Origin of the sequence: Photobacterium swingsii, assembly GCF_024346715.1 — a bacterium.
GTDB classification, from domain to species: domain Bacteria; phylum Pseudomonadota; class Gammaproteobacteria; order Enterobacterales; family Vibrionaceae; genus Photobacterium; species Photobacterium swingsii.
This window is the reverse complement of the sequence record NZ_AP024852.1, coordinates 841,024-861,166: the sequence shown is the minus strand read 5'-3', so window position 1 is coordinate 861,166 and position 20,143 is coordinate 841,024. Positions and strand designations below refer to the sequence as shown.

16 protein-coding genes are annotated in these 20,143 nt (G+C 44.3%); 8 read left to right on the top strand and 8 right to left on the bottom strand.

Features of this window, described 5'->3' with window-relative positions; translation table 11 throughout:
- Positions 1-137: 137 nt before the first annotated feature.
- Positions 138-641: a tripartite tricarboxylate transporter TctB family protein gene (locus tag OCU77_RS04290; RefSeq protein ID WP_048899785.1), complete on the top strand. Its 504-nt coding sequence runs from the start codon at positions 138-140 to the stop codon at positions 639-641.
- A gap of 12 nt (positions 642-653) precedes the next feature.
- A complete protein-coding gene (locus tag OCU77_RS04285; RefSeq protein ID WP_048899736.1) occupies positions 654-2,186 on the top strand; it encodes a tripartite tricarboxylate transporter permease in 1,533 nt (510 codons plus the stop codon).
- Positions 2,187-2,286: 100 nt separating this feature from the next.
- Here the strand turns inward: OCU77_RS04285 and OCU77_RS04280 are convergent, their stop codons facing one another.
- The 3 genes from OCU77_RS04280 to OCU77_RS04270 all read right to left on the bottom strand — a co-directional run bounded on the left by OCU77_RS04280 (position 2,287) and on the right by OCU77_RS04270 (position 4,695).
- Complete coding sequence (locus OCU77_RS04280; protein WP_160314727.1) at positions 2,287-2,439, bottom strand: hypothetical protein; 153 nt, start codon at positions 2,437-2,439, stop codon at positions 2,287-2,289.
- Between the two features lie 333 nt (positions 2,440-2,772).
- Positions 2,773-3,924, bottom strand: a complete 1,152-nt coding sequence (locus OCU77_RS04275; protein WP_048899735.1) for an iron-containing alcohol dehydrogenase — start codon at positions 3,922-3,924, stop codon at positions 2,773-2,775.
- A gap of 93 nt (positions 3,925-4,017) precedes the next feature.
- Positions 4,018-4,695, bottom strand: a complete 678-nt coding sequence (locus tag OCU77_RS04270) for a type 1 glutamine amidotransferase domain-containing protein (RefSeq protein ID WP_048899734.1) — start codon at positions 4,693-4,695, stop codon at positions 4,018-4,020.
- A 136-nt stretch (positions 4,696-4,831) separates the two neighbouring features.
- On the opposite strand from OCU77_RS04270, the gene OCU77_RS04265 reads away from it, so the two are divergent.
- The gene (locus OCU77_RS04265) at positions 4,832-5,740 is read left to right on the top strand and encodes a LysR family transcriptional regulator (RefSeq protein ID WP_048899733.1); all 909 of its coding nucleotides are present in this window, start codon (positions 4,832-4,834) and stop codon (positions 5,738-5,740) included.
- A gap of 13 nt (positions 5,741-5,753) precedes the next feature.
- On the opposite strand, the gene OCU77_RS04260 is transcribed toward OCU77_RS04265, so the two are convergent.
- Together OCU77_RS04260 and OCU77_RS04255 are read right to left on the bottom strand one after the other, a co-directional pair.
- Positions 5,754-6,440, bottom strand: coding sequence for a response regulator (locus OCU77_RS04260; RefSeq protein WP_107302320.1), 687 nt, complete (start codon positions 6,438-6,440; stop codon positions 5,754-5,756).
- A gap of 94 nt (positions 6,441-6,534) precedes the next feature.
- Complete coding sequence (locus OCU77_RS04255) at positions 6,535-8,184, bottom strand: ATP-binding protein (protein ID WP_107302447.1); 1,650 nt, start codon at positions 8,182-8,184, stop codon at positions 6,535-6,537.
- 362 nt (positions 8,185-8,546) lie between these two features.
- Between OCU77_RS04255 and OCU77_RS04250 the strand changes: the two genes are divergently transcribed.
- Positions 8,547-10,301, top strand: coding sequence for a formate--tetrahydrofolate ligase (locus OCU77_RS04250; RefSeq protein ID WP_048899731.1), 1,755 nt, complete (start codon positions 8,547-8,549; stop codon positions 10,299-10,301).
- Positions 10,302-10,375: 74 nt separating this feature from the next.
- On the opposite strand, the gene OCU77_RS04245 is transcribed toward OCU77_RS04250, so the two are convergent.
- Positions 10,376-11,626, bottom strand: a complete 1,251-nt coding sequence (locus OCU77_RS04245; protein ID WP_048899730.1) for a NupC/NupG family nucleoside CNT transporter — start codon at positions 11,624-11,626, stop codon at positions 10,376-10,378.
- 650 nt (positions 11,627-12,276) lie between these two features.
- Between OCU77_RS04245 and OCU77_RS04240 the strand changes: the two genes are divergently transcribed.
- The 4 genes from OCU77_RS04240 (at position 12,277) to OCU77_RS04225 (ending at position 17,913) form a co-directional block, all read left to right on the top strand.
- Positions 12,277-12,777: a YfbU family protein gene (locus tag OCU77_RS04240; protein ID WP_048899729.1), complete on the top strand. Its 501-nt coding sequence runs from the start codon at positions 12,277-12,279 to the stop codon at positions 12,775-12,777.
- A gap of 262 nt (positions 12,778-13,039) precedes the next feature.
- Positions 13,040-14,296, top strand: coding sequence for an ABC transporter substrate-binding protein (locus tag OCU77_RS04235; RefSeq protein ID WP_107302319.1), 1,257 nt, complete (start codon positions 13,040-13,042; stop codon positions 14,294-14,296).
- Positions 14,289-16,652 carry an ATP-binding protein gene (locus tag OCU77_RS04230; protein WP_048899727.1) on the top strand — a complete coding sequence of 788 codons (2,364 nt, stop codon included), beginning with the start codon at positions 14,289-14,291 and terminating at the stop codon, positions 16,650-16,652. The genes OCU77_RS04235 and OCU77_RS04230 overlap by 8 nt, the downstream gene beginning before the upstream one ends.
- Complete coding sequence (locus tag OCU77_RS04225) at positions 16,636-17,913, top strand: sigma-54-dependent transcriptional regulator (protein ID WP_048899726.1); 1,278 nt, start codon at positions 16,636-16,638, stop codon at positions 17,911-17,913. The genes OCU77_RS04230 and OCU77_RS04225 overlap by 17 nt, the downstream gene beginning before the upstream one ends.
- A 130-nt stretch (positions 17,914-18,043) precedes the next feature.
- Here the strand turns inward: OCU77_RS04225 and OCU77_RS04220 are convergent, their stop codons facing one another.
- Both OCU77_RS04220 and OCU77_RS04215 read right to left on the bottom strand, forming a co-directional pair.
- Positions 18,044-18,694, bottom strand: a complete 651-nt coding sequence (locus OCU77_RS04220; RefSeq protein ID WP_048899725.1) for a DUF2057 domain-containing protein — start codon at positions 18,692-18,694, stop codon at positions 18,044-18,046.
- 107 nt (positions 18,695-18,801) lie between these two features.
- Positions 18,802-19,860, bottom strand: coding sequence for a porin (locus OCU77_RS04215; protein ID WP_048899724.1), 1,059 nt, complete (start codon positions 19,858-19,860; stop codon positions 18,802-18,804).
- Positions 19,861-20,143: the final 283 nt, after the last annotated feature.

Below are 20,143 nucleotides of genomic sequence, written 5' to 3'. Positions count from 1 at the left end.
TCACATGAGCCAGCACCTTGCTGGTTCATGTTGACAACCACACCTTTGATTCTGGCTACAAAGAAACGCACACCGCTTTTCAATCAAGCATTAAACCAAAGGTACTGGTCACTTATACCGCAGAAGTGAGAAATATTATGCCGACGTCCCCTTCATCCCTTCACTCAAAAAGCCAAAGGCAACTGCTCAGCCGCGATCGTGTCGGTGCCTTAATTTTTTTAGTGATAAGCCTGATTTATGGCTACCAAAGCCAACAAATTCCACTCTTTCCAGGCGATGAATTTGAACCCTTTACTGCTCGTACCCTACCCAATTTACTGAGTATTGCAGGTGTTATTTTATCGCTACTGCTGGTAGTGATGGCCAAAGATGACCGACACAGTGGCGCAATCACAGGCTTTAACTGGAAGCTATTGATCGGTTTTTTAGTACTAATGGCAGCTTACGGTGTTGGGCTGACATGGCTCGGCTTTTTACTGTCCACCAGCTTATTCCTACTCGGCGGCTTCTTACTGCTCGGCGAGCGACGTAAAAGTGTGTTATTTGGCGCGTCATTCCCGTTTGTTACCGCTTTTTGGCTACTACTTACTCAAGGGTTAGATATTTACCTTGAGCCCGGCTACATCTTTTCTGCGTGGTAAAGGAGTACACGAATGTTAGACGGAATCCTTTCAGGTTTATCCACAGCCATCATGCCAACCAATCTAATGATGGTTATGGTCGGCTGTTTTGTCGGTACGTTTATCGGCATGCTACCAGGGTTAGGCCCTATTTCTGCCATTGCGTTAATGATCCCTATTAGCTACGGCTTGGATCCTGCTTCAGGCCTGATTCTAATGGCTGGCGTTTACTATGGGGCAGTATTTGGTGGCTCAACTTCATCTATATTGATCAATGCTCCTGGGTGTTCATCGACCGTTGTCACGGCTTTCGATGGCTACCCAATGGCACAAAAAGGCCAAGCAGGTAAAGCGCTTGCATTAGCGGCTTATTCCTCATTCACTGGCGGTACCTTGTCTGCAATCATGCTGCTTATTGCCGCGCCTGCACTGGCCTCAGTCTCACTCAGTTTCCAGTCTTCAGATTACTTTGCACTCATGCTCGTCGGGCTATCTGCTGTTGCCGCCTTTGCAGGCAAAGGTCAGGTTATTAAAGCATGGATGATGACAGTACTTGGCCTAATGCTGTCAACCGTTGGCATAGATAAAGGCGTTGGCGTTGAGCGTTTTACCTTCGGGCTCACCGATTTAATGGATGGGTTTAGCTTCTTACTATTAGCAATGGCGACCTTTGCACTCGGTGAAACCTTAATGGGCATCTTAAAGCCCGCCGATGATACCCGTGCAAAAGAACAGGCGCAGCTAGGTCAAATTGGTAGCATGAAAGTTACCAAAGAAGAGTTGAAAGAGGTCGCCCCAGTTTCAATTCGCTCGTCTATTCTTGGCTTTTTCACCGGCGTATTGCCAGGCGCAGGTGCAACCATTGCAGCATTTTTGAGTTACGGTTTTGAGCGCAGTATCGCGCCAAAAGACAAACAGGAAGAATTTGGTAAAGGCAGCATCCGCGGCTTAGTCGCACCTGAGTCTGCCAATAACGCAGCATCTAGTGGTTCATTTGTACCGCTGTTAACCTTAGGTATTCCAGGTTCTGGCACCACGGCTATCATGCTAGGCGCATTAATCGCTTACGGTATTCAACCAGGCCCTCGCTTATTCGTTGATCATCCAGATATTTTTTGGTCTGTGATTATCTCAATGTACTTCGGCAATATTGTGTTAGTGATCTTGAACTTGCCACTGATCCCTTACATATCCAAACTACTCATGGTGCCACGTACCGTCTTGTTACCTATGATCCTGTTCTTTTCGATCACAGGTGTTTATCTGGTTTCATTCAACACTGTCGATGTTTTCATTATGCTATTAATCGCCATGGCGGCTATTGCGCTACGGTTAGCCAATTTCCCGTTAGCACCATTATTGCTTGGCTTCATTCTGGGAGGCTTGATGGAAGAGAATTTACGACGTGCCTTGATGATCAGCGACGGAGAACTGAGTTTCTTGTGGGAGCGTCCAATCACGCTCGCGTTCACTGCCGTTGCTGCTTTAGTGTTAATAACACCTATGATCCGTACCTTGCTAGTACGTAATAAAAAAGCAAGTAGTGAAAAGCTGAAGGCGGGATAAGAAATAAAAGACATGAAATAAGAAATAGCGGCAATATAGCGGTATAACCAAAACGTTCATCCCTATATTGCCGTTGTTTTATATCCGTTTTTACGACTATTTAACGGGTATTTGCTTCAATCATCACAACCACAAAACTAATAAGACTGGCCATAATAAAGAGTGAGAGCAGCGCAGTATGCTGCCACTTAGTTACAGGCTCTTCTGGCAGCATCGCATGTGTAACGGCTTGGTTGTTAGTTGGTTTATTCATTTGTATTTATCTTCTTTTTATAGGCTGAGCACGCACAATAAAGAGAAGTCTTACAACCGCAAACAACCAGTAATGGAAAGCCAGTTTCCACTTTTAGCTATCGACAGTGGCACGTTAACTTTGCGCTATAAAATTCAATAACTTGCTCGCAATTATAAAATTAATAGCACCATTATCTGTAACTTTAATCCGCAATAATAATATCAATGGCGCATCATCATTTATTAAAGCTCATGCAAAAAGCCCTGCTCGTCTACACTCACAGGGCTTTAAACATGTTCGTAATTGAACCAGTCACACTAACTCAATACGTATTGTCAAACGGCATTTCGGTTATAGAGCCGCTTCTAACACTTTACGACTCACATCTAGTGTCATGTCGCCATGCTCACCGAGCGTTGTCATGCCATGCGCTTCTAATTGCGCGACTAAAACATAGATACTCGCAGCATCCAGATCTGCATCACTTAGGCGAACAGGCATCCCCATTTCTTTAAAGAAGGCTTCCGTTTTCACAATCGCTTGATCGATGATTTCATCTTCAGTGCCATCAACTATGTTCCAAACACGTTGTGCATACTGAACTAACTTGCCACGTTTTTGCTCACGCTGCACTTTCATAACAGCAGGCAACACAATTGCCAATGTACGTGCATGGTCGATACCATATTGGCCAGTTAGCTCATGACCAATCATGTGGGTACTCCAATCTTGTGGAACACCAGCACCAATCAAGCCGTTTAAGGCCATGGTTGCAGACCACATAATATTAGAGCGCACTTCCATATCATCTGGCGTCGCTAAGGCTTTCGGCCCTTCTTCAATCAAATTCAGTAATAAGCCTTCAGAGAAGCGATCTTGTACTTTCGCATTCACGGGGAAAGTTAAGTATTGCTCCATAGTGTGAACAAAGGCATCAACCACACCATTCGCCACCTGACGCTCAGACAAACTTAACGTGACTTTAGGATCCAAAACGGCGAATAAAGGCTGAACATAAGGCGACATAAACGCTAATTTAGTCGTACCACGCGTGATCACCGCCCCTGTATTACTTTCTGAACCTGTCGCTGGCAGTGTAAGCACACAAGCCATAGGTACGGCATCTGTCACTTTTGCATGCTTCGACAAAATATCCCATGGCTCAGCGCCTTCAAAACGTGCCGCTGCGGCAATAAACTTGGTACCGTCGACCACAGAGCCACCACCAACAGCAAGTAAATAAGTAATGCCTTCTTCTTTAATTTTCGCAACAGCTTTCATCAAAGTATCAAACTGTGGATTAGGCTCAATGCCTGAAAACTCACTCCATTGGTGATCTTTCAGCGCGTCGCTAACTTGGTCGTATACACCGTTAGCCTTGATGGAACCACCGCCGTAAGTCACAAGTACTTTAGCATCTGTCGGGATTTGCTTAGCGATTGCAGCGATCTGATTTTCGCCAAAGAAAATTTTAGTCGGGTTATGGAAGGTGAAATTAAGCATTGCTCATTCCTTTCGTAATTACGATGTCATTATTATGAATGCAATGGCTATAACACGAGCGGGGGATTCCTACTCGCGCTATAGTCGATTAAATTATTTTAAAGCGTTTAATAAGGCTTCTGCTACTGCTTCTGACGAGGCTGGGTTTTGTCCTGTGATCAGCCTGCCATCTTGAATGGCTAGAGGGTGCCAATCTTGTGCAGACTCAAACTGTCCACCACGTTTTACTAATTCATCTTGCAGTAAGAATGGCACTACTTCAGCTAAACCAACAGCCGTTTCTTCTGAATTTGTAAAGCCAGTCACCGCTTTACCCGAAATAATAAACTCACCATTCTGGTCTTTAGCATTAAGTAACACAGCTGGGGCGTGACACACAGCAGAAACGGGCTTTCCGTCTTGCCAAAATGATTCAATCAAAGCAATTGAGTCTGCATCATCAACCAAATCCCACAACGGACCATGGCCACCAGGATAAAAAATTGCATCAAAGTCTTTCGCTGAAACGTCTGCCAATTTAAATGTATTTGCCAACTGCTGTTGAGCATCTTCATCATGATTAAAACGCTCTGTTGCCTCAGTTTGAGACTGCTCAAGTTCACTATTTGGGTCAATCGGCGGCTGCCCACCAGCAGGAGACGCTAAGGTAATATCTGCATTCGCATCTAAGAAGCAGTAATACGGCGCAGCAAACTCTTCTACCCAAAAGCCTGTTTTGTGTTCGGTATTACCGAGCTTATCGTGTGAAGTTAGCACCATTAAAATTTTCATTAGTAGCCTCGTGTCATCCTATTGAGCAAGTAATGAAAGTCTATGCCCTCACTGGCGAGTAAACAATGGTGATAAACTTGGCATCATTGTTCTAATAATTAAACCAATAAGCTTTTTAAGCGATAGAGGCAAGGTAATGGATGTATCTTTTGAACAACTGAAAAGCATGGTGGTCTTTGCTCAAATAGTAGAGCAAGGCAGCTTTTCTGCCGCAGCACGTAAACTAGGGATTTCACGAGGCGTGGTGAGTTATCACCTTAAAAAGCTCGAGGATCATATTGGGATCCCACTCTTGAATCGAACAACCCGCAGTATCAGTCTCACCGATGCAGGACAACGCTACTACCTACGCTGTAAGCGGATCAGTGAAGAAGCCGCTGCTGCCAATCAACAAGTTGAAAATTTACGGGAAGAGCCAGAGGGAAAAATTACGATTAGCGCGCCTGTTAACATCAGTATGCACACCATAGTGCCGGCACTAAATACCTTTAAAACTCTGTACCCTAAAATAGAAATCGACCTTAACCTCACTGATGACATCGTTAATATTATCCAAGAAGGTGTTGATTTAGCGATCCGCGGTGCACCTTTGGTCGACTCTGGGCTATATGCTCGTAAACTCATGACGATGAAAAACGTGCTTTGCGGAGCACCGTCCTACTTCAACCAACATGGAGTACCTCAAACGCCAGCCGAACTGGCACATCACGAATGGGTGGTCTATAAAAAGACGTCAAAAATTCAAACACTGACCAAAGGAACACGCTCTTACAATGTCAAAATGCAAGGCAGTATTACCACCAATAGTGCCTCTGCAAGAACCGCATTTGTTGTTGGTGGACATGGCATTGGCCGCTTACCCCAATACGATGCCTTGCCGTTGGTAAAAAAAGGGAAACTACAGATGATTTTGAATGATTATCAGCTCAGTGATATTCAAATTTACGGCGTGTACCCGCCACGAGCAGCGGATTCAAAAAAGATGCAGTTACTGCTCGATTACTTGCAGTCGCATTTTACGCAGCAACTCGCCGACAACGATTAAGCAGACTACCAGACTAACGCTTTAGGTAGGCACGCTCTGGTCGCCCAACCGTGCCGTAATGAAGGTCTGCTTCAACTTCTTGACTGGTGATCAAATATTCTAAATAGCGACGGGCAGTGGTACGGCTGGCGCCGATCATTTTCCCTGCCATTTCAGCCGTTAGCTGGTTATGAGAAGCAAATAGCTGTCGCACTTTATCCAGTGTTACCGCATCGATCCCTTTGGGTAAGACAGTATTGCCCGCCCCCAGAGTACTGTGTTCTTTTTGACGTGCAAGCATAGCATCGACGTCGCTTTGGTCGATGGTATTTAACTCAGCAATGGTCACTTGGGTATCAAGGTATTTATGAATGGAGGCCTCTAATCGGCTAAACACCACAGGCTTAAGCAAATAGTCCACCACACCACCACGCATGGCTTCTTGCAAAGTCTCGACGTCGCGCGCAGCAGTGATCAACAGCACGTCGGTTTCCTGTTTTTCGGCGCGAAGCATACTAAGCAGGTCCAGTCCACTTCCATCAGGCAGTTGTACATCTAACAAAACGAGATCTGGCGTCAGCACATCAAATAAGGTCAGTGCCTCTTGGTAATTATGAGCCATCGCTTGTACTTCGATACCGGTAATCTGGCTGAGGCAACGTCGATGCAGTTCAGCAATACCAGCATCATCTTCTACAATTATCACTTGTTTCACTGACATTCTGCACTCCTTGCTATCAATGATGGTCACTCTCCTCGCCCAGTCACAGTGTGGCACAGGTGGTAGGTAAGCGTCTTGCTAATCAGTGAAAAGCCTATACTTGGGTATTACACGCATCGCTTGGCTCACTCTTTGGCAGATAAAGGGTAAATCGTGCCCCTGTCGCTACTTGCTCACTGGCTAATGGTACATTGGTCGCACTGTTTTCCATCTCTAGCTGTCCACCGTACTTTTTCATTAATTGTGAGACCAGGTAAAGCCCAACCCCATGATTAGATTTTTTCTTCGAAGACACACCACGCTGTAACCATAAATCGGCATTTTCCCCGACAGGGATCCCAACACCTCGGTCTTCCACTTCAATGATAATATCCTGACCATAATCACTGATATGAATATGCACTTGACCATTCGTGTGTTTAGCAGACAAGGTGGCATCAAAAGCATTATCAATCAGATTTCCCACTATGGTAACAATATCTTCCGCAGCAATATGAGGCGGTAACCTTTCTAAATGGCAGCCTTCATCAATCACGAGTGTCATACCTAGTTCACGGGCTCGCTCACTTTTTCCTAACAAAAGGCCAGCAATTAATGGCTCTGTGATGGCATCACGTAAGAACCCAATTAAACTCTGATAATGCAGGCTTTCTTGACCTATAAATTGGCACACATCATCATACGCACCAAGTTGGATTAACCCCGCTATCGTGTTTAATTTGTTTCTGTGCTCGTGGGTTTGTGCCCGTAACAATTCTGCGTATTCAGTCACTTTTGACAACTGAAGATTAAGCTCTGTTATTTCATTTTTCAAACGAAAACTGGCCACCGCCCCTATTTGCTTATCCGCCTGAAATAGCGGCTCTCGATTGGCAACGACCTCTTTACCATTGAGAAATAGTTCAACATCATGTTCTGCTTGTTGCGTCGATAATAATCGCTCTAATCGACTATCCGGCAAACTTTGTTGAATCGGCTTATCTATGGCCGATGCCTTGTCGACCCCCAGCATGGCACAAGCACTGCGGTTAATCGCACGTAGGTATCCACGATTATCAATACAAACAATCCCTTCCCGAATCGTTGCCATGATCGCCGCTTGCTCTGCATATAAACGACTAATTTCTTCAGGCTCAAACCCTAATAAGGCACGCTGAAAACGCTTTGCTAGCATACTGGCCAACAAACCATTCGCGATGACCACAATAATTGCCATCACAATTAAAAACATCAAAAAAGGCAGTAATTTATCGTGGATCCCTGTGAGTAAGTAGCCAACGGAGACCACCCCGATAATATTGCCTTGAGCATCAAAAATGGCGGTCTTTCCGCGAACAGAGTGCCCCATCGAGCCTTTCGCATAAGAGATGTAAGACTGACCATATTTAAGGGCTTTATTATTGTCTCCCCCACGCATCGGTTTACCAATGCGCTCTGCAATAGGGTGAGCAAGCCGCACGCCTTGGTGATCACCGACCACAATAAAAGCAGCGCCAATTGCGATACGGAAACGTTCGACGCCTTCCCGTAATACCTTAGTGTCTTGTAACTCAACAGCCTGTATAATCTCAGGCGTTTGAGCAATATACTCTGCAATACCAATTGCCTTTTCACCTAAGTCGGTAGATTCCCATTTTTTGATATAGCTAAAGCCTGCCCCTGAAAGCACGAACAATTCGAGCAACCCAGACATTGTCATGATAATCAGCAGCCGACGGCGAAAATTGAGTTGGCTCCAACGCATCTGATTCCAATTCACTGTTACTCCTTTGTTATGGTTTGCCTACTGCTTGCTGCATCATGGAATGATTACCAACCTTAGCCTGAGTGCTTATTCAACCACGATGAAAGTAATTCTGTTACTGACCACACAATTAACAAAATTGAAACAAGAGACAAAGTCATTAATTCAAAGACTTTTAGCTAGTTCTCGGAATTGAGGTTTTTATAGTGTTATAAACACCAACAAATCAACAACAGATATATCGGAATAAAACTATATAAGCATGATAAAATTGTGGTATAAAGCCACCGCAAACGATTGCGTGACCTGCCATAGCAGCTCAAAGCAGTGCTTCCCCATTGTTTAAAAAGGTATGAGCCCACATGAAAAGCGACATTCAAATTTGCCGCGACACCGCACTCACTCCTATTGACCACATCGCGCGTAATGCGGGTATTGAACCGCAAGATTTAACGCCCCAAGGGACGTTAAAAGCCAAGGTCAAAACATCAATCCTAAAGCGTCTTGCCGACCAGCCTGATGGTAAACAAATCCTAGTCACGGCCATTACACCCACCCCTTTAGGTGAAGGTAAAACCGTGACTACCATTGGCCTATCACAAGGTTTAGCAAAAATAGGCCAAAACGTTATTGCCTGTATTCGCCAACCTTCAATGGGGCCAGTATTTGGTGTTAAAGGCGGTGCTGCGGGCGGGGGCTACTCACAAGTCGCGCCAATGGAAAAGCTCAACTTGCACCTTACCGGTGATATTCATGCAGTGACTGCGGCGCACAACCTCGCTTCTGCTGCTATTGATGCCCGTGTATTTCATGAAGATCGCCATGGTTTCGAGGCATTTAGTGAGAAAACTGGCTTGCCTGCGCTTCGTATCGATCGCAATCGTATTGTTTGGCGCCGCGTTATGGATCACAACGATCGTGCCCTTCGCATGATCACTGTCGGTAAAAACGAAGAAGGAAAAACCATTAACGGTATCGAACGTGAAGACGGATTCGATATTTCAGCAGCGTCTGAGCTAATGGCTATTTTAGCGCTTTCAACTGATCTTGCTGACATGCGCCAACGCATTGGTCGCATTGTGGTGGCTTACAACCTTGATGGCGAACCTGTGACGGCAGAAGATTTGCAAGTGGCAGGTGCAATGGCCGTGACTATGTGTGAGGCCATCGAACCAACCTTAATGCAAACACTCGAAGGCGTACCAACACTGATCCACGCAGGTCCTTTTGCTAATATCGCGCACGGCAACTCTTCGATTATTGCCGACCGTATTGCACTCAAACTCAGTGATTTCACTGTCACAGAAGGCGGTTTTGGTTCAGATATGGGCTTTGAAAAAGCCTGTAACATCAAAGCACAGCAGGCTGGACGTGGTGCTGACTGTGCCGTAGTGGTTGCAACACTTCGCGGCTTAAAAGCAAACTCGGGGTTATACGACCTACGTCCTGGCCAAGCACTGCCAGATGCCATTTTCGAAGCCGATGAAAAAGCACTTATTGCCGGTTTTGATAACCTAAAATGGCATATTCGTAACGCAGCAAAATACGGTGTACCTGTGGTGGTAGCGGTTAACCGTTTCCCACAAGATAGCGACGCTGAACTTAACCAACTCAGAGATATGATTGCTAATGAAACATTCGATACTTATGTCGATGTTGCGATCAGTGAAGCCTTTGGTAAAGGTGGCGAAGGTGCCATTGAACTTGCTCAAGCAGTTGTTAGAGCCTGTGAGACGCCGGCTAACTTCAAGCCGTTATACCAGTTATCACAGCCGCTTGAAGAGAAGCTAATGATAGTAGCTGAAGTCGGCTACGGTTGTCGCGGGGTTGAACTATCTGACTTAGCGAAACAACAACTGGCAGCACTCAAGGCACAAGGCCACGATAACCTTGCGGTGTGCATGGCAAAAACCCCACTGTCAATCAGCCATGATCCAAGCCTTAAAGGGGCACCAAGCGATTTTATTCTGCCTATTCGCGAACTCAAGTTATGTGCGGGAGCGGGCTTTGTTTATGCCCTTTGCGGTAATGTGATGACCATGCCAGGGTTACCCGAAAAACCGGCTTTCATGAATCTTGATATTGATGCCGATGGCAACATCATTGGCCTAAGTTAATCATCAAAGCTCAGCCATAGAAACAACAAGGCCACGCATTGCGTGGCCTTTTTATTAGCTTGTTACTCGCACATTTAAAGCGCCAGTGAAATAAACAAGCCTGCAACCGTTGCATTCAATAAGTTTGCTAAGGTTGCTGCCACCAGCGATTTCATGCCCAGTTTCGCGATTTCATCATAACGCGTTTGTGCCATCAGCCCCATACAGCCCAGTAACACTGCAATTGAACCAAAGTTAGCAAAACCACATAGTGCAAAAGCAATGATCACTTCGGTGCGTTTATCGAGTACACCACTGTCGATCATCGGTGCTAGCTGAGAAAACGCGACAAACTCATTGATGGTTGTTTTGGTACCAAATAACGTTGCCATCTGCTGAGCGGCATCGAAATCCCACAAACCTGCAATATAAGCAAACGGCAAGAATAAGTAACCAAACACTAAATCCAGCGATAAACCTTCAAAACCAGCCAGTGAGCCCGCCCACCCCAATAACGCATTCAGCATCGCAATCAAGCTGATGAAGGCTAACAACATGGCACCAATATTGAGTGCAAGCTGCATCCCCTGAAGGGCACCTTGTGCTGCCGCATCAATAATGTTGGCAGGTTTCTTCTCTTCTTCCGTGCTTTCCGCAGAGTCGCAGGTTTGCTCAGTTTCAGGGATAAGCAGCTTTGCCATCATTAGACCTGCAGGGGCCGCCATGAAAGACGCCGCCAATAGGTATTCCAATGGGATCCCCATTTGGGAATAGCCAACCAAAACAGAACCCGCTACCGACGCCATACCACCGACCATAACCGCAAAAAGCTCAGAACGAGTCATACGCGCAATATAAGGTCGTACTGTTAATGGGGCTTCGGAAATCCCCAAGAAAATATTTGCCGTTGCTGAAATAGACTCCGCGCGGCTAGTGCCCAAGACTTTCGACAAAGCGCGGCCTAGTGTCCCCACCAAAAATTGCATAATACCGAGGTAATACAATACTGCGACAAATGCCGAGAAAAACACCACCACAGGCAATACGCGAAAAGCCATGATGAAGCCACCGCCAGCAAACAGCTCAAACATTTTGTCTGAAACTAATCCACCAAATAAAAAACTAATACCTTCATTGCTGAAATTAATGATGTTTTGTACAGCACTCGAAAATTCGCCCAGTGCAGCACGACCACTCTCGCTATATAACACAATAGCGGCAAAAATCATTTGAATGGCTAACGCACCTAATACTGTGCGCCAGTTAATGTGTGAACGTTTCTCTGATAAAAAATAAGCGATTAAAATTAAAGCCAGAATACCGACCAAACCAGAAATCAATTGCATTGTTATTACTCATCTTATCGAACAATAAAACTTGTTCGCTTCGTTTCATCAACCTATTCCGTTTATCTACGGCTGTAAGGTCAATACCAAATGCGCTCGATTTCCTTTTGCTCTCCTTGATCCATGCCATCCTAGCAATCGATTTCTCATCATTAGTAGATAAACAACATTCAAAACATTGCCATACTTTGCCGAGCTATCGGGGATTTAATGCAATTTTAGAGTTACCGACTTATTTGTCGGGCGCGGAAGATTAAAGGTAACGATACAATTGTTCAATGCTCACAAACTCAGTCGGAGACTTATCAATCAATAAAGGAAATAAACGAATAAGATTAAGGCATCAAAATTTCTGGCGAGTGGTCAAATGTTCACGAATATCCAGTCTATGACACTGTCATGCCTTCCTTAATATGCAAGATAGTGTTTATTCCCCCTCTCCAAACTAAAAGCGAAATGTCATAAAAACAAGATAAAGCCATGTTAAATATAAGGTTGTCTTATTCTCTACATAGCCAACTGATTAACCTTTCACCAGCTTATACTTTTTAACAAAAAAACATGTGCTACACGTAGTCAGATCATGTTTTTTTGCATCCAAACTGCTAATCTCAGCGTCAGAAGATAAAAATTATTAAAGGCCTATCACAATGGAAATGACCAACGCACAACGCTTAATCTTATCTAATCAATACTACCTAATGTCTCAATTAACACCTGAGAATGCAGCTAAATACCGCCGTCTACAAACAATTGTAGAGCGTGGTTACGGCTTACAAATGCGTGAACTAGATAAAGATTTTGGTAACCTGAGTGATGATACTTGCCGTCAAGTGATCGATTTCATGGAAATGCACCACGCGATGCAAGAGTCACACAAAATGCTAAGCGAGGAAGATCAAGGCCAAGTTGATACGCGTCGCCTTAAGTTCTTAGGCTTTGATGCTGCCACTGAATCTCAACTTGTCCATTACGTTCGCTTCCTAACAGAAGAAGAAGGTCTATACCCTCAGTTCGATAAAACTGAGCATCACTTTAACAGCCAAGTCGCTATGCTAGATAAATACCAGCGTATGCTACAAACATGGCGTAACTGTCCACGCCAGTACCACCTATGTGCGACAGAGCTACAACAAATTCTGAGTGCATAACTCGTAACAATACGATGTGTGTAACGATATAAACTGGAGCTTGCTCCAGTTTTTTTGTGAGTAAGATAAATAGATTGCCAACAGATGAGTCACAACTAACTCATATAAGACAGGTTTAAGAATAAAAGCCTATCCAAGCTCAAGAATGCTTTCTCACGCTTTTTTTTCAGTATAATCCCCCGCAACAACCCGATACATTAATTCACTTAGCATCAAATTTAATTAGCCTTCAAAGCTAACCACCTAACATGACGTTGTTCCTATGTACCGCTTTATTATTATTTTGCTGATGCTACTTCCACAGGCAGTGTTTGCTTACAACACGCCTATCATAGTGCTTACAACTTTCAGCCCCAATTCCTTAAGTACATTGATTGCTGACTACAAAGCAAAGCACCCTAACGTCAACATAAAGGTACTGCATCGCCACGAAGATGCCGCGGCTCGACTACTCGGTGATCCAACACATGATATTGACATGGTGATCACAACATCAATCGGTCTTTTTGAGTTACTACAGCGGAGTAAAACGCTCATCACCCTACCAAGCGTTAACGACGAGTTTGCCAATGAAGAAGTGAAAGCAACGCTGCAACACTTCAATAATCGTGTCGCACTATTGGGTTACTCTCGCTATGGTTTTATGTGGAATCAGCGCTATTTGGAAAAGCATAACCTTGATCGGCCTAGTAGTTGGGAAAGCCTGACTCACCCGCAATATTTCCAACATATCATCATGGCAACACCATCACGATCCACTTCAAGCCATTACATGGTTGAGAGCATTTTACAGCAATACGGTTGGCAAGCAGGTTGGAAGCTCTTGTACCAAATCAGCGGCAATCTCGCCTCGGTTTCTATGTTCAATGTCACTGACCAAATATCTCGTGGCTTAGTCGGTGTCGCGCCTGTAGTGGATGCATTCGCGTTCAAAACTCAAAAGCCTTTCCCTTTTATTGGCTTTAGCTATCAGCCAAATAGTCCGGTTTTACCCGCTTATATGGCTAGCATCAAAAATTTACACCACTCCACACAAACGGTAAATTTTTTGCAATACCTAGAAGCATTTCAGGGTAATAAGTCACTGCATCCAAAATCTCAATTAGACTATCGTTTGCCCCATAAAAACGAGGCATTAGAAGTGAGTCAACGTCTTGATTTTTCCCTGATAAATCAACGCAGTGATATTGTAAAAAAACTCTTCACCCACACCATAGTGCACTCCCTTGCCCTGCATAACAAAGCGTGGCAACTCATTCATAAAGTGCAAACATTTAGCCAGCTCACGGCACAGCAACACCAACAGCTAAACCAAGCAATAACACTGGCAACAACACCACCAATTTCTGAGCAAGATGTTGAAGCCATGATCAATGCTAGCGAGCGAGATGCTGCCAAGGCTCAACAAAACGAAAATGATAGTCACTTATGGTGCCTCGATATGTATGAGCGACTCAATGCATCCATTACCATGACAGAAAATATCGTGATGGAGTATGAGGTATATAACCATGGTTAATATCAATACCATAGGTAACCGCCTTATTTTTGCGATTGGCTTTATGGCCCTATTAACCATAGGTGTCAGTGGCGTTGCTGTGTACAACTGGGAAACACTTGACGATCACATTGAAGAAATTGTGACGGTCAATATGCCGACACTTCGCTCTAGCTACCAACTTGAGCGAAACACGGCAGGTCTTCAAGCAGCGCTGAATAAGATTAGCATGAATACTGATCCTGTTGTGCATAAAGAGTTACAGCAAAAGATCACAGCTAAACTCCAGCTGATCAACCTCGCGATAAAAGACACGGTCAGCATGGAGCAATACAATGCGATCCTTGCCACTCAAAAAGGGTTAGCAGAAACCCTAAGCCAATATAACCAGCAACTTGAACAGCGTAACTTACAGCGTAGTACCCTGCTGCAAGTTGAAAATAATATTCACTGGATACACCAAGACCTCATTAATGAATTGCCACTATTACAGCAGGAAGTGGAATGGCAACTCACTCGTATGCTACCCAATATTATAGATACCAATGCGATCATCGACGTGATGACGGAGTTTTCTCTCATTCAGTCAATTACCGTCAAAGAAAATGAGCTTCATCAATTAGCGCAAGAAATCATCTTACAACACCACACGCGCGACCTGAGTAACGCATTTTATTTTATTGGCTACAAAATCGCAGAAGTGCAAACCATGAGTGAGCAGTTGAGCCACTACCCCTCGACTTCGACCTACCGCGAGCACCTAAATGACCTTATTACTATTGTTGCCCCTAATGGCCAACTAGAACAGCAACTGCGCAAAGATTCAGAAATCTATCATGCGATCACGCAATACGAACAAGATATTCAGCAACGGTTAGCACGCCAAGAGGCTCTAATTCAAAAAATGGTGACCGATGCCGATGCCAGTTTAATCAACCTAAATGATCAAACTCGCAATGCGATTATTATCAGTAACTTAATTCTATTGGGGGCTGTCTGCTTATCCATACTACTGGCTATCATACTATCCATTTACTTAGTAGGACGCGGCATAGTCAAACGCTTAAATACCTTAGGTCGACATTTGCGTGAAGTTACTAAAGGCAATTTAAACGTTGAAATTCAAGTCACAGGCAACGATGAGATCGGCTTAATAGGTGAAAGTCTTCGCCAGTTCTGCCTCCAAATGCAAGAAATGGAGCGAACTAACGCCCTTAACCTCATCAACAATACTCAAGCCAGTATCATCACCTGTGACCTCGTCGGGCAAGTTGAATCGGTAAACTCCAGTGCGCAGCAACTGTTTCAGCAGCAAAACAAAGCGGAAGACATGGTGGTATGGCAACTTTTTAACAGTAATATTGACTCACGCTTAGAGTCTCTATTTCACCCAGCTAGCCCACTGCTCGAAAATGGTGCGTGCAACCTAACACTCAAGCACTTCCACAATGCAGAGCATCTCTATTTACGTCTCGATTTCCGTCTCTTTAAGCAAGGCACGACAGATAAAGTCATTATCACAATGACAGATATCACCGAACAAGAAAAAGCGGCACGCTGGCTAGAAAGCATCGTGTATGAAAAAACCGAATCACTGACGAGTCGAAACCGTCAGCTTCGCGCTGAAATCGAAGATCGTAAACGCATAGAACAAGATCTCCGCTCAACCCAGGATGAGCTGATTCAAGCCGCAAAAATGGCAGTGGTTGGTCAAACTATGACATCACTCGCACATGAGCTAAACCAACCCTTATCCGCCATTTCCACCCATGTATTTGCGACTAAAATGGCGGTTAAGCAAAGTAGAATCGATAAGTTACCGAGTAGCCTTGAGAAAATAGAAGGCTTGACCGCACGTATGGGACGCATTATTGCCAGTCTTCGTAACTTCTCGAAAAAACAATCGGCTGACAATCCATTAAAGAATATTGCGGTTTACGACTCCGTTGACCAAGCAATGCAAATTGTTGAAGGGCGAGCACGCGTACAGAAAACAACGATCGAAAATGCAATCTCGCCTGAACTAACAATCAATGCTGATGACGTTCAATTTGAACAAGTTTTAGTAAACTTACTCGTCAATAGCTGTGATGCTGTCGCCAGTTGCGACAATCGCCATATCCGAGTGCATTTACTATCACAAAACAATAATACAACCCTGATCGCTGTAAGTGACTCAGGAAAAGGCTTTGATGCCACCATGATGGAGAAACTCTTCACACCATTCACCACAACCAAGGATGTGGGGCTTGGGCTTGGTTTAAGCATCTGCCGCTCAATTTTGACCCGATTTGGGGGAAGCATTTCCCTCGCGTCTGCCCTTGAGGGGGGCGCCATGGTGATACTGGAGTTACCTACACATGAAAATAACCAATGATATTCAAGTTCTCGTCATTGATGATGACCAAGATGTTGTCGAGGCATATCAAAACCTCTTAGAGATTGCCGGTTATAGTGCACTTGCTGAAACCGATCCAACGAAAGCCATTGAGATGCTTCATAAAGATTGGGCGGGAGTGGTCGTAACGGATATGTATATGCCTGGATTAAGTGGGATGGATCTGCTTGAGCAGATCAAACACTTAGATTCAGAGCTACCTGTCATAATGATCACAGGCCATGGTGATATTCCAATGGCTGTTGATGCTGTTAAGAAAGGGGCTATCGATTTCTTGCAAAAACCGCTGCAGCCAGAACAGTTATTGGATCTGCTTGAGCGCTTTTTGCCGCAGCGCCAACAGATCATTGATCAACGCATCACCCTGCTTAAAGGCGCTAGCAGCGTTTTATTGGGTGACAGCCCTCTGATCAATAAAGTTCGCGATCAGATTGCAGAAACAGCGCCAACCTTGAAGGATGTACTGATTGAAGGTTGCCAGGGCACGGGGCGAAGCACAGTCGCTAAATTATTGCATGACGGTAGTCTTATTCGCCAAGGGCCTTACGTCACTCTAAAAGGGAGTGCTGTCAGCACAACACCGGATTTACAACGCAGCATGATTTCTGCACGCAGTGGCACGTTGTGCTTGCACAACCCGCAAGACATGCCGAAAGAAACCCAGCAATGGCTATGCCGTTTCTTATTAGAACAAGAACGTCAGGGCAAAAAAGAAGTGCGCGTGCTGGCTGTCACCAACATCAATCCTGAGCAACAGGTAGAAACCGAAGTCTTTCTCCCTGAATTGTTCTACTTCTTGAGTCAAATTCGTTTAAGTATACCGACAGTACAACAACGCACCTGTGATATTGCGATGTTGTTTAAGCACTTTTTAAAACAAAGCTGTTTAACCCTGAAAAAGCCATTACCGTCGGTCGATAAAGCTTATATCAACACACTGAATCGCCATGATTGGGCGGGCAATGTGTTAGAGATAAAAAATGTCGCAGAACTTTATGCAATTGGTATTGTAAAATTAGCAGGACAAGAGCGCACTAAACCGCTGGAACAAATGAGTAGTCCGCTCGATGATTTAGTCGATAGCTATGAAAAACAAGTGATTGAAGACGCCCTTTACTTATTTGCTGGTCGCATTAATGAAGTATCGAGCTACTTACAAATTCCTCGTAAAAAGCTGTACTTGCGAATGAAAAAGCACAATTTAGATAAAGCAGAATACAAAGTACAGCCAAGTTACTAGTACAACAGGTAGCCTTTATCAGACATGAAATAAGCGCCCAATTCACATTTGAATTGGGCGCTTTTATTTTCATCAAATAACAATATCACGCTGGCCTGTTACGCCAACAAGTCTATCGCCTGATTATCCCCTATAAACCTAATGCCCAACGCATAAAATCTTTACGGCGCTTCTCATCGGCATTTTTATACAGGTCACGTAGTAATGCATCTGCTTGCTGAGGCGTTAAATCACTGACATCTATTTTCGCTGCATTTACAGCAGCAACACCCGTTCCAGCCACTGCGGTTGACGACAATACTGGCGCAGGTGATGCCGTTGAGCCAATTTGCTTTGCTAAAATGGCATTGTAATCAGCAGTCATTGGCGAACCTTCATACTCAACACGTGTAGTTTGATGCGCTATCGTTTGACCTTCAGCATCAACCAAAGTAAACGTCGGCGCCTTAGCATAACGTTTGACTTCTTGCGGTGTATCTATACGTGGAGCAACCAAGATAACCTCTTCCCCATCATTAGCAGTAAAGGTCACTAACATAGGTTTAGAGCTAACAAACCCTAGTGATTGCGCCGTAGAATGTGGGTTAGTAGGACTATCAAAACGCACCAGAATATGTTGATCGCCCTCTGGTAGTGCTACTTGCTTAGTCGCCTTTTTGATACGTACTTGTTCCGTTGCCAAAATCTCAAAATTATTTGGCACTTTAATCACAACATCTGCCCATGCCGCCTGCGCCATCAGTAACGCTGGTAATGTTAATGCCATTAATGTTTTTTTCATTTTTATCCCTTATTTACTGAGTGCGTGATTGCGGTATACCGAATAGATGAAAGCCAGCGCAAAACGCTGGCTTGTCTTAGAGCAGTAAATATCAAATTACGATTCGATTAGAATTCGTAACGAAGACCTACGTGGTAGTAATCTTCTTTAGCGTTGTTCCAATCACCCCAGATATTAGTGTTCTGGCCGTTTTCACCGTTTTGACCGTTACGATTTACGTAACTAGTGAATAGAGAAGAACGGTCAGTCAGCTTGTACTGAACTTCAGCTGTTAGATCTTTATATTCAGCATTGTCACCACCTGTATTTTCTACATTACGGTAACCACCACGAACAACCCAGTCGTTTTGGAAGTCGTAAACAGCTGTTAGCTCGTAGCCTTTATCTTCAGATGCATCTGTGTTGTTGGTGTAGCTTACTTTGTCTTGAGAGTAAACCGCACCTAGCATTAGATCGCCGATGTAGTAACGAGTACCTACAGCCCAGAAATCGTACTTGTCAGCATTATCAGTACGATTATCTTCAGCGTTGTTTTGTTGGTAAGCAACAACTGGTGCTAGTTTACCTGCGTTACCCATATCTAGAGTGTAACGACCAGCTACATTGTAGCCGCTCTTCATGTGTTCGTTGCCAAGAATGTAAGCTGCTGACAGATCAAAATCACCAAAGCTGTTTTGGTACTGCAATGTGTCATCTTGACGGAAAACTTGTGTTGCGTTGCCATTCACAATGCCAGCTTGACGTGCAAGCGTTACATCAGACAGTGCGAATACATCCGCGATATCTGTTGCCATGATAAGGCCAGAAGCCACACGACCCGCAGTTACTTTACCCATGCTGCCCATATCAACACCGGCCCACACGTAACGAGCAGTTAGGTCTTTATTGCCATTTTTGCCTTCAGCTGCATTTACTTGGTACTCAGCCCAACCGATCACAGACATCTGATCGTTGATAGTTTGAGAACCACCAAGACCTAGACGACCATCGAATTGACCAATCGTTTTACTAGTGTCTTCGTTGTTGTCACGGTTAGTCACGTTGAAACCTAGACGACCAAATACGTCTACGTTTGAGCCATCTTCACCTTGGTAAATAGTTGCTGCTTGAGCAGTACCTGCTACAAGCATTGCAGGAAGTAGTGCTGCTAGAATTGTTTTTTTCATTTTTCTGAGTCCTAATATTATTTTTAGTTATCCCTACTCAGCATGTTCATGGCAGTGGATCCTTTTTGAACAAACCGAATAATTTTGCTTTTCATCCATGAATAATGGCTAAACCCTGATGCCATCAAATTTCCTATAAAAAGCATGGGCACTTACACATTTTTGGAGCAAAAAAAGCCAAGTATTTATGTCTTTATCAGTACATTAAGCACTCGGATTAGGCATTAAGATAGCGATTAAACCTGAATCGACCCTGAATAAAAACAGCGTTGTTTTGTATTCA

What these genes read in the sequence shown, in the direction of transcription:
- OCU77_RS04290 (WP_048899785.1), top strand. Translation starts at nt 138, where the DNA reads ATGCCGACGTCCCCTTCATCCCTTCACTCAAAAAGCCAAAGGCAACTG.
- OCU77_RS04285 (WP_048899736.1), top strand. Translation starts at nt 654, where the DNA reads ATGTTAGACGGAATCCTTTCAGGTTTATCCACAGCCATCATGCCAACC.
- OCU77_RS04280 (WP_160314727.1), bottom strand. Translation starts at nt 2,439, where the DNA reads ATGAATAAACCAACTAACAACCAAGCCGTTACACATGCGATGCTGCCA.
- OCU77_RS04275 (WP_048899735.1), bottom strand. Translation starts at nt 3,924, where the DNA reads ATGCTTAATTTCACCTTCCATAACCCGACTAAAATTTTCTTTGGCGAA.
- OCU77_RS04270 (WP_048899734.1), bottom strand. Translation starts at nt 4,695, where the DNA reads ATGAAAATTTTAATGGTGCTAACTTCACACGATAAGCTCGGTAATACC.
- OCU77_RS04265 (WP_048899733.1), top strand. Translation starts at nt 4,832, where the DNA reads ATGGATGTATCTTTTGAACAACTGAAAAGCATGGTGGTCTTTGCTCAA.
- OCU77_RS04260 (WP_107302320.1), bottom strand. Translation starts at nt 6,440, where the DNA reads ATGTCAGTGAAACAAGTGATAATTGTAGAAGATGATGCTGGTATTGCT.
- OCU77_RS04255 (WP_107302447.1), bottom strand. Translation starts at nt 8,184, where the DNA reads ATGCGTTGGAGCCAACTCAATTTTCGCCGTCGGCTGCTGATTATCATG.
- OCU77_RS04250 (WP_048899731.1), top strand. Translation starts at nt 8,547, where the DNA reads ATGAAAAGCGACATTCAAATTTGCCGCGACACCGCACTCACTCCTATT.
- OCU77_RS04245 (WP_048899730.1), bottom strand. Translation starts at nt 11,626, where the DNA reads ATGCAATTGATTTCTGGTTTGGTCGGTATTCTGGCTTTAATTTTAATC.
- OCU77_RS04240 (WP_048899729.1), top strand. Translation starts at nt 12,277, where the DNA reads ATGGAAATGACCAACGCACAACGCTTAATCTTATCTAATCAATACTAC.
- OCU77_RS04235 (WP_107302319.1), top strand. Translation starts at nt 13,040, where the DNA reads ATGTACCGCTTTATTATTATTTTGCTGATGCTACTTCCACAGGCAGTG.
- OCU77_RS04230 (WP_048899727.1), top strand. Translation starts at nt 14,289, where the DNA reads ATGGTTAATATCAATACCATAGGTAACCGCCTTATTTTTGCGATTGGC.
- OCU77_RS04225 (WP_048899726.1), top strand. Translation starts at nt 16,636, where the DNA reads ATGAAAATAACCAATGATATTCAAGTTCTCGTCATTGATGATGACCAA.
- OCU77_RS04220 (WP_048899725.1), bottom strand. Translation starts at nt 18,694, where the DNA reads ATGAAAAAAACATTAATGGCATTAACATTACCAGCGTTACTGATGGCG.
- OCU77_RS04215 (WP_048899724.1), bottom strand. Translation starts at nt 19,860, where the DNA reads ATGAAAAAAACAATTCTAGCAGCACTACTTCCTGCAATGCTTGTAGCA.